This is a genomic window from Streptomyces sp. NPDC059897 (assembly GCF_042730865.1).
In the GTDB taxonomy this organism is placed as follows: Bacteria; Actinomycetota; Actinomycetes; order Streptomycetales; family Streptomycetaceae; genus Streptomyces.
This window is the reverse complement of sequence record NZ_JBHWKQ010000039.1, coordinates 25,909-38,696: the sequence shown is the minus strand read 5'-3', so window position 1 is coordinate 38,696 and position 12,788 is coordinate 25,909. Positions and strand designations below refer to the sequence as shown.

Here is a 12,788-nt window from a genome sequence, read left to right as displayed (position 1 = left end):
CCCCGAGCATAGCCCGCCGTCGCCGGGAGGCCGATCGGGTATCGGCATCCCGGGTCCCGCGCGCCGGGCCGAGCGTCAGCGCAGGAACCAGTGCCGCGCCGACACCGCCCACCACGTGCCCGCGAAACCGAGGACCACGAGGACCGCGATCGGGGCGTAGTTGAAGGTCTCCCAGGTGACCGGGGAGACCTGCGGCAGCATGAAGAGGACCGTGATGACGGCGACCCAGGCCACCGCCACCACACCGATCACCGTCGACCAGCGGCCCAGGTGCCACGGCCCCCGCTCGAATGCGTCACCCTTGCGCAGCCGCAGCAGCGTCGGGATGACGTACGCGATGTAGAGGCCGATGACGGCGATGGAGGTCACGGCCGCGTACGCCGTAACGTTGATCAGGTACGGCAGGCCGAGGACCAGGGCGCCCGCCGCCGCCAGCCAGACCGCCGCGACGGGGGTGCGGGTGCGCGGGCTCACCGTGTGCCACACGCGCGAGAACGGCAGCGCCCCGTCGCGCGAGAACGCGTAGATCATGCGGGAGTTGGCCGTCACGGACGCCATCCCGCAGAACAGCTGGGCGCCGATCACGACCAGGAGCAGCAGCTTGCCCGCCGTCGCGCCCAGCGCGTCCAGGAGGATCTGCGCCGGGGGCGCGCCCGTCGGCGAGTTCAGCGCGCCCTCGTACGACTGGATCGCGAAGGTGAAGCCGAGCAGGAGCACGAAACCGGCGATCCACGACGTCCAGATCGAGCGGACGATCCCCTTCGGGCCGGCCGTGGACGCGTCGTGCGTCTCCTCCGTCATGTGCGCCGACGCGTCGTAGCCCGTGAAGGTGTACTGCGCCATCAGCAGCCCGATCAGCGCGACGTACAGACCGCTCCCCCAGCCCGTGTTGTTCACGAACTCGCCGAACACGAAGGACGCCGACTGGTGGCTGTCCGGCGCGAAGGCGAGCGCGCCGACGATCACCGCGACGCCCAGCACGTGCCACCACACGCTGACACTGTTGAGGAAGGCGACGATGCGTACGCCGAAGGTGTTGAGGAGTCCGTGCAGCAGCAGGATCCCGGCGAAGAGCAGGATCGTGCGGCCCGGCGTCACCTCGAAGCCGAACTGGAGGTTCAGGTACGCCCCGAGGAAGGACGCCGCACCGAAGTCGATGCCGGCGGTCACGGCGATTTGCCCCAGGACATTAAACCAACCAGTGATCCACGCCCACGCCGCCGCCGACTTCTCCGGCGCCAGCTGATACGCCCAGAAGTACAACCCCGCCGACGTCGGATACGCCGAGCAGATCTCGGCCATCGCCAGGCCCACGAAGAGCGTCATCAGGCCGACGCCGACCCAGCCCCAGGTGATCAGGACCGGGCCGCCCGTGTTCATGCCGAACAGGTACAGCGTCAGGCAGCCCGAGAGGACCGAGATGATCGTGAAGGAGACGGCGTAGTTGGAGAAGGCCGACATGCGGCGGGCAAGGACCTGCGTGTAGCCGAGCTGGGCGAGGCGCTCCTCGTCGGAACCCGCGGCCACGGCCGACTGCTGCGCGTCAGTGGCTCTGCTGGCATCACTTGTCATGCCCCCAGCGATTCCCTCGCCGGGGGCGCCGCATGCGGCCGATCAAGGCCCAACTCCCGTTCCCGGTACGGAAAAAGGCCGCGGCCCCACCCCCCGTGAGGGAGTGGGGCCGCGGCCCTGTCGCTTCAGGAACGGTCAGCCGTCGACCGTCGACCGTCGACCGTCAACCGTCAGCCGTTGCGCTTCCAGCGCGGCTTGTCGTCGCGGCGGCCGAAGGAGGAACCGGTGCCGGAGCCGGCGCCACGGTGGTCGTCACGACGGCCGTAGGGGCGGTGGCCGCCGGAGGAGGGACGGTCGCCCTGGCGGTCGCGGTTGAACGGACGGTCGCTGCCCCGGTGGCCCGAGGGACGGTCGTCGCGGCGGAAGCCGCCACGGTCGTTGTCACGGCGCTCGAAGGAACGGCCGCCGCGGTCGTCGCGGTTGAAGCCGCCGCGGTCGTTGTCCCGGCGGAAGCCGCCACGGTCGCCACCCCGGTCGTCGCGGCGCTCGAAGGAACGGCCACCACGGTCGTTGTCACGACGGTCGTCGCGACGGAAACCGCCCTTGTCGCCGCCACGGTCGTCACGGCGGAAGCCACCACGGTCACCGCCGCGGTCGTCGCGGCGCTCGAAGGAACGGCCACCACGGTCGTTGTCACGACGGTCGTCCCGGCGGAAACCGCCCTTGTCGCCACCACGGTCGTCACGGCGGAAGCCGCCACGGTCGCCACCGCGGTCGTTGTCCCGGCGGAAGCCACCCTTGTCGTTGTCGCGGCGGAAGCCGCCACGGTCGCCGCCCCGGTCGTCACGACGGTTGTCGCGGCGCTCGAAGTTGCCCCGGTCGTCGCGGCGCGGACGCGAGTCGTAGGAGGCACGCTCGGCGCGCTCCTGGCGCTCCGCCTCCTCGGCGGCAGCGGCGGCCTGGGCGGCCTGCTCGGCGGCGGCCTCCTGCGCGGCGGTGACGGCGGCGGCGACACCCTCCTCGTCCTCGCCGCGGTCACGGGCGGCGCGGGCGGTGAGGCGGTCGGCCTGCTCGCGCAGCTCGGCGGCGCGCCGGGTGGCGCGCTCCAGCTGCTTGGTCAGGTCGGTGACCTCGCGCTCGGCCTGCTGCGCGGCGTTGCCCGCGGACTCGGCCTCGACCTCGGTCATGGACCGGGCGCCGGTGATCTCGGCGACCTCCGGGTCGAAGGCGGCGCCGCCCTGGATGATGTGACGCCCGGCGTCGACGCCCGCGTCCTCCATGAGGCGGAAGATCTGGCGGCGCTGGTGCGGCAGCGACAGGGAGACGACCGTGCCGGTGCGGCCGGCACGGGCGGTGCGGCCCGCGCGGTGCAGGTAGTCCTTGTGGTCGCCGGCCGGGTCCACGTTCAGGACCAGGTCGATGTCGTCGACGTGGATGCCGCGGGCGGCGACGTCGGTGGCGACGAGGGAGTTGACGTAGCCCTTCTTGAAGTCCTCGAGGACTCGGGTACGCGCGCCCTGCGTCATGCCGCCGTGCAGCGCGTCGGCCTGCACGCCGGCGTCGCGGAGCTGCTCGGCGATGCGGTCGGCGCCCAGCTGGGTGCGGACGAAGATGATGGTGCGGCCCTTGCGGGCGGCGATGGCCGCGGTGACCGGGGCCTTGTCCTTGGGCTTCACGACGAGGATGTGGTGCGACATCGTCGTGACGTTGCCCTGGGCGCTGTCGACCTCGTGCGAGACCGGGTCGTTCAGGTAGCGGGTGACGAGCGTCTTGATCTCGTTCTCCATGGTGGCGGAGAAGAGCATGCGCTGGCCGCCGGCCGGAACCTGGTCGAGGATCTCGGTGACCTCGGGCAGGAAGCCCAGGTCGGACATCTGGTCGGCCTCGTCGAGGACGGCGACCTCGATGTTGCTCAGGTCGCAGGCGCCGCGGTTGATGAGGTCGCGCAGTCGGCCCGGGGTGGCGACGAGGATGTCGACGCCGCGCTCCAGGGCGTAGATCTGGTTGCCCATCGACGTACCGCCGCAGACGACCTTCATCTTGAGGCCGACCTGGTCGCCGTACGGCTGGAGGGCGTCCGCGACCTGCATCGCGAGCTCGCGGGTCGGGGTGAGGATGACGGCGCGCGGCTTGTGCTTCTCGCTGCGGGCGCCGGCCAGGCGGGCCATCGTCGGCAGGCCGAACGAGAGGGTCTTGCCGGAGCCGGTGCGGCCACGGCCGAGGATGTCCTTGCCGGCCAGGGCGTCCGGGATGGTCGCGGCCTGGATCGGGAACGGGGTGGTCACACCGTTCTGCGCGAGCTTGCGCACGACCGGCTCGGGGAGACCGAGATCGGCGAACGTGATGGTGGGCTCGTCGTTCTCGATGATGTCGACCGTGTCGGTGTCGATGTCGTTCTCGACGGCCTGGTCGGCGATGTTCTCAGTGGAAATGGACATGCGAAATGCGAAACCTTCCGGAGTCTCGGCACGCGCCCGCAACTCCGTGTATTCGCAATTCAGCAAATCGACCGCCTCAATGCGGTCCAGCCACGGCAAGGGAGAGTACGCGCCACGCGGCGCTCTCTTGACGGCGCCGGGCAAATGGGATCAAACGATCTACCACCATACGCACCCCCCACCCCCCGAGGCAAACCGGATCCTTGAGACCCCGATCACACGACGACCAGGCCCTCCGGGCCGGACCCGCCTCCCCCTAGGCGGGGTCCCCCGCCTGTGGTCGCGGTTCGCTCGCCCGCTCCGACGCGGTCTCCTCGTGCGCCGAGGACGAGGGCTCGGCGGTCGGCGGCGACGTGGAGGGGGCGGGGGACGACCTCGTGGGTGAGGGAGTGGTCGTCGCGCTGGGGGTGGTGGGCCGCTGCGAGGGCCGCTGCGGCACGCTGCGGGTCGGCGAGGCGGGCGTCGAGGCCGGGGTGGACGCCTTCGTCGGCGTCCGGGAGGCGGAGGAGGACGAGGACGTGGAAGCGGCCGGGTCCTCGGGCGAGGCGGGCCGCCGCGAGGGCATCTCCGAGGCGTCGCCGACGCGCGCGCCGACATCCGCTCCGCCGTCCGGGACCGCGTTGCCGCCGTCGGGCGCGGCGCCGGAGCCCCGCTGCGGCGGGGAGTGGGTGGCCGCGCCCGTGCCGTCGGCGCCCACGCTCATGCAGCCGGCGGCCGCGGCGACGGCCACCGTCGTCGCGGCCAGCCGGCCCAGGCGGAACGCACTGAGCGACAGGGCGCGTTGCGATACGGACAACTGGCGCACGGGCGAGCACCTCCGGTGCACGAGACGGGGTCACCATGGGGGGTACCGTCCCCAACTCCTGTCGCCCGTACGAGGACACGCGCCGCGCGAGCACCGCACAAAGCCCCCACAATCAGCGCGGGGACCTCACCCGTGTTCCGCCCGTACGGTCACCCATATTCCGCCCGTACGGTCACCCGTATCCGAGCGCGTGCAGCCGCGCGTCGTCGATCCCGAAGTGGTGCGCGATCTCGTGCACCACGGTCACCTCGGTCTCCGCGATCACGTCCTCCCTGGACTCGCACATCCGCAGCGTCGGCCCCCGGTAGATGGTGATCCGGTCCGGCAGCACCCCCGCGTACCACTCGCCCCGCTCGGTCAGCGGCGTCCCTTCGTAGAGCCCGAGCAGCTCGGGGTCCTCGGCCGGCGGTTCGTCCTCCACGAACACGGCCACGTTGTCCATGAGTCGGGTCAGCTCGGGCGGGATCCGGTCGAGCGCTTCGGCGACCAGTTCCTCGAACGTCTCGCGCGTCATCTCCAGCACACGGCCATTGTCCGGTACAACCCGCATATCCACCCGTGCACTTGGGCATACGGGAGCAATGGCCCGCTCGCCAGCCGCCGCCATTCGTGGAGTCCGCCGCCGTACACGGGGCCTTCGCGGGGCGCCGTCGGCCGTCCTGCGCCACTACCGCGACCGACACCCCCACCCGGTCCTCGAGCTCGTCCACCCGCCGCATCCGTACGTACGTGCCCTCGGTCTGGTGGCGGTCGTGCTGCTCGGCGCCTGGCTCGGGCTGCTGATCGTCGGGAGCGTGCGGACGCCGGTGGGGCCGATGGACACGAAGATGACGCTGCGCCCGTCGTTCTCGGGCGGTACGAAGATCAACGTGTCGCCGCTCGGCGCCCTGGAGCTCAGCTCCCACACGGCCCCGATCCGCCTCGACGTCGACGTGGACCGCATCGACCCGGCCCGCGCCCAGACCCTCGTCGACCATCCGGAGCGGTTCTCCGGGCTGCAGGACGAGGTGGCGCGGGACGTCGAGCACGGCACGGTCGACCTGGCCGTGCGCTCCTGCGTGGCGGTGCTCGCGGGCGCCACGACGCTCGGCCTCGTGGTCTACCGCCGCCCGCGCCGGGCGCTGGCCGCCGGCGGCCTGGCGCTCACCTTCCTCGCGGCCTCGGGCGGCACGGCGTACGCGACGTGGAACCCGGAGTCCGTCCTGGAGCCGAAGTTCTCGGGGCTGCTCTCCTCGGCGCCGTCCGTGGTCGGCAGCGCCCGCTCGATCGTGACCGAATTCGACGTGTACCAGAAGGAGTTGGCGCTCCTGGTCACGAACGTCACGAAGCTCTACGACGCGACGTCCACGCTCCCCACGTTCCAGCCGGACCCCTCGACGATCCGGGTCCTGCACGTGTCGGACATCCACCTCAACCCGGCGTCGTGGAAGATCATCGCCTCGCTGGTGGAGCAGTACCGGATCTCCGCGATCGTCGACACCGGCGACACGATGGACCACGGCTCGAAGGCAGAGAACGCGTTCCTCGACCCGATCAAGGACCTGAAGGCGCCCTACGTCTGGATCCGCGGCAACCACGACTCGAAGAACGCGACGCAGAAGTACCTCTCCGACCGGAAGCGCTTCAAGAACGTCCGGGTCCTCGACGACGGGAAGGCCGTGACGGTCGCGGGCCTGCGCTTCGCCGGGATGGGCGACCCGCAGTACACCCCGGACCGGGCGGTGAAGGCGCAGGGCGACCCGGCCGAGCGGCTGTCGGGTGTCCGGCTCGCGTCGGCGCTGCGCGACCAGCGGGCGGCGGGCACCCCGGTCGACATCGCGCTCGCCCATGAGCCGGCCGCGGCCCGCGAGGTGGACGGCGAGGTGCCGCTGGTCCTGGCGGGCCACATCCACCACCAGGAGATGGAGGTGCTCCCGCTCGGCACCCGGCTGCGCGTCGAGGGCTCGACCGGGGGCAGCGGCCTGCGCGCGGTCGACGACGGCAAGCCCGACCCCGTCGAGGCCTCGGTCCTCTATCTGGACCGCACCAGCAAGCGCCTGCAGGCCTGGGACGAGATCCGCCTGGGCGGCCTCGGCCTGACGAAGGCGGAGGTCAGCCGCCATCTGCCGCAGGAGAACCAGCCCGGCGCGACCCCCTCGCCGAGCCCTGGGGAGAGCTCCCCGTAAACCGTTTTGGCGATAGCTCCCTGCATCCCATATGCTTCTCACGTCCCCGACGCGCTGCAAAGCGCGCAGGCGGGCCGATAGCCCTCATCGTCTAGCGGCCTAGGACGCCGCCCTTTCAAGGCGGTAGCACGGGTTCGAATCCCGTTGGGGGCACGCACAACCGTGTGAGACACTTGCTCTCGCTTGTCTCGCACAAAAGCAAGGTCCTGTGGAGCAGTTTGGAGTGCTCGCCACCCTGTCAAGGTGGAGGCCGCGGGTTCAAATCCCGTCAGGACCGCTTGCAGATCACCACGGTGAACTGCGTGGCTGGGTAGCTCAGTTGGTACGAGCGATCGCCTGAAAAGCGATAGGTCGCCGGTTCGATCCCGGCCCCAGCCACAGGAACTAGGCCCCGTCTTCGGACGGGGCCTATTGCGTTTCCCGGTTCCTACACCGGTGCCGCGTGCAGCGGTCCCGTGCCCCGGCCGCCCGGGTGGCGGTGGCGCCAGAACCAGAAGAGGGCGCAGGAGACGAGGGACCAGCCGGCCAGCACCAGGAACGGGAAGGCGTGCTGGTTGCCCTGGAAGTAGACCGCCGTGTGCTGGGCGTTGTACGAGGCGCCCGGGGGCAGCCACTGGCCGAGGCGGCCGATGAATGTCGGGAGCAGGGGCGGGGCGACCGCGCCGCCGGACGCCGGGTTGCCGAGCAGGACGAGCAGGCCCCAGGTCGGGATCATCGCCCAGCGGTGGAAGAACGTGTTGAACATCGTGAAGACCATGCCGCAGGTGAACATCGTCAGCGCGAGGATCAGCCAGGACTCGACGAACGGCAGGTCCACCGCGCCGAGCCCCCAGTCCGCTACCGCCGCCACGGCGAAGCCGCCGAGCAGTGCGTAGGCGATCGTGAACGCGATCCGTTCGGCCGGGTTGAGGCCGCGTGCGTGCACGCTGAGCTGGATCGCGCCGACGAAGCCGATGATCACCGCGGCGAGCGTGATGTAGAAGATCGTGAGGCCGCGCGGGTCGCCGCCCTGCAACGGGTTCACGTCCTTCACGGTCACGGGGATGCCGGTCGCCTTGCTGACCGGGGGCGCCGCCTCGGCGAAGACCTGGGCGACGGTGACGCCGGAGGCGCCGGAAACGTCGAGGCGGACGCGGGCCCCGTTGTCCCGCACGTCGAACACCGCGTAGATCTTCTGGGCGTCGAGGGCCTCGCGGGCCGCCCGCGGCGAGTCGTAGAGCTTGAGGTCGAGCTGGGCGTCGAGGGCCTTCTCCATCGCGCCGACGAAGGCGCTGCGCCGCGCGGCGTCGTGCTCGCCGGTGACGCCGGTCGGGATGTGGTGCGGCGTCGGGTTCGCCATGGAGTACGTGTACGAGCCGGCGAAGAGGGCGGCCGCCGCGGCCAGGATGAGGACGAGCACGGTCGCCGGGAAGAAGGGCGACTGCTTGAAGCCTGCCCAGCGCTCGGACCCGCTCGGCGGGCGCCCGTGCGCGCCGTGCGGCGGGTGCTCGGTCCCCTTCTCCGGCTCGGGCCCGTCGGGCGTGGGTCCGGGCTCGTCGGACGCCGGTCCGGGCTCGTCGGACGTCGGTCCGGGCTCGTCGGACGTCGGTCCGGGCTCGTCGGACGTCGGTCCGGGCTCGTCGGGCGTCGGTTCCGACCCATCGGGCAAGTGCGACATATCCGCACGTTAAGCCACGCGCCGGTGCTCTACATCCGGACGCGGACCCCGGCCGTCCCGGGGCACCGGCCGCAAAACCGGTCGCCACACATTTCCCCGAGGTGAGATCCTTGAGGACGTATGTCTACGCAGCCTGCCCCCGCCGCCGATCAGTTCGCCGCCGTAGCGCGGCGGATCTCCGAGCTGTCCCTGCGCGATGCGCACCGCCTCGGGCGCAGGCTCGAGGGCGCCCGCAAGATCCGTAAGCCGGAGGCCCGCGCCGCCGTCCTCACGGAGATCGGAGCGGAGGCCGAGAAGGCCGCCGTCCGCACGGACACCCGTCGCGAGCGCCGCGCCGCCCTCGACGTCACGTATCCCGAGCAGCTCCCGGTCAGCCAGAAGAAGGACGAGATCGCGGACGCGATCCGCGACCACCAGGTCGTGATCGTCGCCGGTGAGACCGGATCGGGAAAGACCACGCAGATCCCGAAGATCTGTCTGGAGCTCGGCCGCGGCGTGCGCGGCATGATCGGGCACACCCAGCCCCGCCGCATCGCCGCCCGCACGGTCGCCGAGCGCGTCGCCGAGGAGCTGCACACGCCGCTGGGCGAGGCGGTCGGCTGGAAGGTCCGGTTCACGGACCAGGTCGACCAGGACGGCACGTTCGTCAAGCTGATGACGGACGGCATCCTGCTCGCCGAGATCCAGACGGACCGCGAGCTGCGCGCGTACGACACGATCATCATCGACGAGGCCCACGAGCGGTCCCTGAACATCGACTTCCTGCTCGGCTACCTGGCGCAGCTGCTGCCGAAGCGCCCGGACCTCAAGGTCGTCATCACCTCCGCGACCATCGACCCGGAGCGCTTCTCGCGGCACTTCGGGGACGCCCCGATCGTCGAGGTCAGCGGCCGTACGTACCCGGTGGAGGTGCGCTACCGCCCGCTCCTCGAAGAGGACTCGGACGACTCCGACCGCGACCAGATCACCGCGATCACGGATGCGTGCGAGGAGCTGATGCGCGAGGGCGACGGCGACATCCTCGTCTTCCTCTCCGGGGAGCGCGAGATCCGGGACACGGCGGACGCGCTGGAGAAGAAGAAATACAAGTTCACCGAGGTCCTGCCGCTGTACGCGCGCCTGTCGCACGCTGAGCAGCACCGCGTCTTCCAGCGCCACACGGGCAGACGGATCGTCCTCGCGACGAACGTCGCCGAGACCTCCCTGACGGTCCCCGGCATCAAGTACGTGATCGACCCGGGCACGGCCCGCATCTCGCGCTATTCGCACCGTACGAAGGTGCAGCGGCTGCCCATCGAGCCGGTCAGCCAGGCCAGCGCCAACCAGCGCAAGGGCCGCTGCGGCCGTACGTCCGACGGCATCTGCATCCGCCTCTACTCCGAGGACGACTTCCTCTCCCGCCCGGAGTTCACGGACGCGGAGATCCTCCGCACGAACCTGGCCTCCGTCATCCTCCAGATGACCTCGGCGGGCCTCGGCGAGATCGAGAAGTTCCCCTTCATCGACCCGCCGGACCACCGCAACATCCGCGACGGCGTCCAACTCCTCCAGGAACTGGGCGCGTTGGACCCCTCCCAGAAGGACGTCCGCAAGCGGCTCACGGAGCAGGGCCGCAAGCTCGCCCAGCTCCCCGTGGACCCGCGCCTGGCCCGCATGGTCCTGGAGGCCGACAAGAACGGCTGCGTGCGCGAGGTCATGGTGATCGCCGCGGCGCTCTCCATCCAGGACCCGCGCGAGCGCCCCTCCGAGAAGCAGGCGCAGGCCGACCAGCAGCACGCCCGCTTCAAGGACGAGACGAGCGACTTCCTCGCCTTCCTGAACCTGTGGCGCTACGTGCGCGAGCAGCAGAAGGAGCTGGGCTCCTCCGCGTTCCGCCGCATGTGCAAGCGCGAGTACCTGAACTTCCTGCGCATCCGTGAGTGGCAGGACATCTACACGCAGCTGCGGACGGTCGCGAAGCAGATGGGCATCCATCTGGGCGACCCCGACACCCCTGCGGCGGGCGACTCCATCCACGTCTCCCTCCTTTCCGGTTTGCTTTCGCACATCGGCATGAAGGATGTGAAGGAGTCCAAGGAGTCCACGCAGAAGGATCCCAAACAGGCCGGCCGCGAGCGCGGGCGCAATGAGTACATCGGCGCCCGCAACGCCAAGTTCGCGATCTTCCCGGGCTCGGCCCTCTTCAAGAAGCCGCCGCGGTTCGTGATGTCGGCGGAGCTCGTGGAGACCAGCCGCCTGTGGGCGCGCGTCAACGCGAAGATCGAGCCCGAGTGGGTCGAACCGCTCGCCGAGCACCTGCTGAAGCGCACGTACAGCGAACCGCACTGGGAGAAGGACCAGGCGGCCGTGATGGCGTACGAGAAGGTCACGCTGTACGGCGTCCCGCTCGTCGCCCAGCGCAAGGTGAACTACGGGCGGATCGACGCCGAGGTCAGCCGCGAGCTGTTCATCCGCAACGCGCTGGTCGAGGGCGACTGGCGCACGCACCACAAGTTCTTCGCCGACAACCGCAAACTCCTCACCGAGGTCGAGGAGTTGGAGCACCGGGCGCGGCGCCGCGACATCGTGGTCGACGACGACACCCTCTTCGACTTCTACGACCAGCGGGTCCCCGAACACGTCGTGTCCGGCGCCCACTTCGACTCCTGGTGGAAGCAGAAGAAGCGCGAGGAGCCCGAACTCCTCGACTTCGAGCGCTCGATGCTGATCCGCGAGTCCGCTGAAGCGGTCACGAAGGACGACTACCCGGACAGCTGGCGCCAGGGCGGCCTCAAGTTCCGGGTGACGTACCAGTTCGAGCCGGGCGCGGACGCGGACGGCGTGACCGTCCACATCCCGCTCCAGGTGCTCAACCAGGTCACCGACGAGGGCTTCGACTGGCAGATCCCCGGCCTGCGCGAGGACGTGGTGATCGAGCTGATCCGCTCCCTGCCCAAGCCGATCCGGCGCAACTACGTGCCCGCGCCGAACTACGCGAAGGCCTTCCTCGACCGTGCCGTGCCGCTGCAGGAGGCGCTGCCGGTCACGCTCGCGCGCGAGCTGCAGCAGATGGTCGGCGTCCCGGTCGCGCCGGACGACTTCGACCTGAGCCGCGTACCCGACCATCTGAAGGTCACCTTCCGGATCGTCGACGAGCGGCGCCGCAAGCTCGCCGAGGACAAGGACCTGGAGGCGCTCAAGCTCCGGCTGAAGCCGAAGGCCCGGCAGGCGATCTCGCAGGCGGCCAAGGCCACCGCGGAGCGCTCCGGCGGCCCGTCCGTGGAGCGCAAGGGCCTCACCGACTGGAGCGTCGGGGCGCTGTCGAAGGTCTTCGAGACCCGCCGTGCAGGACAGCCGGTGAAGGCCTACCCGGCGCTCGTGGACGACGGCGACACCGTCTCGGTCCGCCTCTTCGACAGCGAGGCCGAGCAGGCGCAGGCCATGTGGAAGGGCACGCGCCGGCTGATCCTGCGCAACATCCCGGTGAACCCGGGCAAGTTCGCCTCGGACAAGCTGAGCAACGCGCAGAAGCTCGCCCTGTCCGCGAACCCGCACGGCTCGGTCCAGGCGCTCTTCGACGACTGCGCGATGGCGGCCGCGGACAAGCTCATCGGCGACTTCGGCGGGCCCGCCTGGGACGAGGAGTCGTACCGCAAGCTCTACGACAAGGTGCGCGCGGAGATCGTCGACACCACGGTGCGGGCGGTCGGCCAGGTCCAGCAGGTCCTGGCGGCCTGGCAGGCCTGCGAGCGGCGCCTGAAATCCACGAAGAGCGCGGTGCTGCTGCCCAACCTCCAGGACGTGCGCGCCCAGTTGAACGAGCTGGTGAAGCCGGGCTTCGTCACCGCCACCGGACTGCGGCGGCTGCCCGACCTGATGCGCTATCTCGTCGCGGCCGACCGGCGGCTCCAGCAGATGCCGACCAACGTCCAGCGGGACACCACCCGCATGGAGAAGGTCCACGAGATGCGGGACGAGTACCTGTGGCTGCTCGAGCAGATGCCGCAGGGGCGGCCGGTGCCGCAGGAGGTGCTCGACATCCGCTGGATGATCGAGGAGCTGCGGGTCAGCTATTTCGCCCACGCTCTGGGCACGGCGTACCCGGTCTCGGACAAGCGGATCGTGAAGGCGATCGACGCTCAGGTTCCGTGACCGGGCGACCGCACAGCGTGAGTTCGACCGCACGGCCTGCGCTGCTGTAGAGTCCTGTCTCGCAGCGCAACGCAGTACGG

At 70.5% G+C, this 12,788-nt stretch carries 7 protein-coding genes and 3 tRNA genes; 5 read left to right on the top strand and 5 right to left on the bottom strand.

The annotated features are described in order from the left end of the window. Positions 1 to 75 precede the first annotated feature (75 nt). From ACFV9W_RS31260 to ACFV9W_RS31245, 4 genes are all read right to left on the bottom strand, one after another. Positions 76 to 1,572, bottom strand: coding sequence for an amino acid permease (locus tag ACFV9W_RS31260; protein ID WP_385767625.1), 1,497 nt, complete (start codon positions 1,570 to 1,572; stop codon positions 76 to 78). A 170-nt stretch (positions 1,573 to 1,742) separates the two neighbouring features. Further along, entirely contained in the window at positions 1,743 to 3,950 is a 2,208-nt protein-coding gene (locus ACFV9W_RS31255) for a DEAD/DEAH box helicase (protein WP_385767622.1), read from the bottom strand. Positions 3,951 to 4,206: 256 nt separating this feature from the next. After that, positions 4,207 to 4,755 carry a hypothetical protein gene (locus ACFV9W_RS31250; protein WP_385767620.1) on the bottom strand — a complete coding sequence of 183 codons (549 nt, stop codon included), beginning with the start codon at positions 4,753 to 4,755 and terminating at the stop codon, positions 4,207 to 4,209. A 172-nt stretch (positions 4,756 to 4,927) separates the two neighbouring features. Next, a complete protein-coding gene (locus ACFV9W_RS31245) occupies positions 4,928 to 5,278 on the bottom strand; it encodes a metallopeptidase family protein (protein WP_385767617.1) in 351 nt (116 codons plus the stop codon). A 58-nt stretch (positions 5,279 to 5,336) separates the two neighbouring features. On the opposite strand from ACFV9W_RS31245, the gene ACFV9W_RS31240 reads away from it, so the two are divergent. The 4 genes from ACFV9W_RS31240 to ACFV9W_RS31225 all read left to right on the top strand — a co-directional run bounded on the left by ACFV9W_RS31240 (position 5,337) and on the right by ACFV9W_RS31225 (position 7,298). Then, a complete protein-coding gene (locus tag ACFV9W_RS31240) occupies positions 5,337 to 6,920 on the top strand; it encodes a metallophosphoesterase (RefSeq protein ID WP_385767615.1) in 1,584 nt (527 codons plus the stop codon). 80 nt (positions 6,921 to 7,000) lie between these two features. Continuing rightward, positions 7,001 to 7,073, top strand: a tRNA-Glu gene (locus tag ACFV9W_RS31235). A gap of 49 nt (positions 7,074 to 7,122) precedes the next feature. Then, positions 7,123 to 7,197, top strand: a tRNA-Asp gene (locus ACFV9W_RS31230). Positions 7,198 to 7,224: 27 nt separating this feature from the next. After that, positions 7,225 to 7,298 (top strand) — tRNA-Phe (locus tag ACFV9W_RS31225). Between the two features lie 49 nt (positions 7,299 to 7,347). On the opposite strand, the gene ACFV9W_RS31220 is transcribed toward ACFV9W_RS31225, so the two are convergent. Beyond that, positions 7,348 to 8,577, bottom strand: coding sequence for an ABC transporter permease (locus ACFV9W_RS31220; protein WP_385767612.1), 1,230 nt, complete (start codon positions 8,575 to 8,577; stop codon positions 7,348 to 7,350). A 120-nt stretch (positions 8,578 to 8,697) separates the two neighbouring features. Between ACFV9W_RS31220 and hrpA the strand changes: the two genes are divergently transcribed. Continuing rightward, on the top strand, positions 8,698 to 12,708 hold the full coding sequence (hrpA, locus tag ACFV9W_RS31215; RefSeq protein ID WP_385767610.1) for an ATP-dependent RNA helicase HrpA: 4,011 nt from the start codon (positions 8,698 to 8,700) through the stop codon (positions 12,706 to 12,708). Positions 12,709 to 12,788 lie beyond the last annotated feature (80 nt).

Coding starts and splice junctions, on each gene's coding strand:
- ACFV9W_RS31260 (WP_385767625.1), bottom strand. CDS start 1,572: ATGACAAGTGATGCCAGCAGAGCCACTGACGCGCAGCAGTCGGCCGTG.
- ACFV9W_RS31255 (WP_385767622.1), bottom strand. CDS start 3,950: ATGTCCATTTCCACTGAGAACATCGCCGACCAGGCCGTCGAGAACGAC.
- ACFV9W_RS31240 (WP_385767615.1), top strand. CDS start 5,337: ATGGCCCGCTCGCCAGCCGCCGCCATTCGTGGAGTCCGCCGCCGTACA.
- ACFV9W_RS31220 (WP_385767612.1), bottom strand. CDS start 8,577: ATGTCGCACTTGCCCGATGGGTCGGAACCGACGCCCGACGAGCCCGGA.
- hrpA (WP_385767610.1), top strand. CDS start 8,698: ATGTCTACGCAGCCTGCCCCCGCCGCCGATCAGTTCGCCGCCGTAGCG.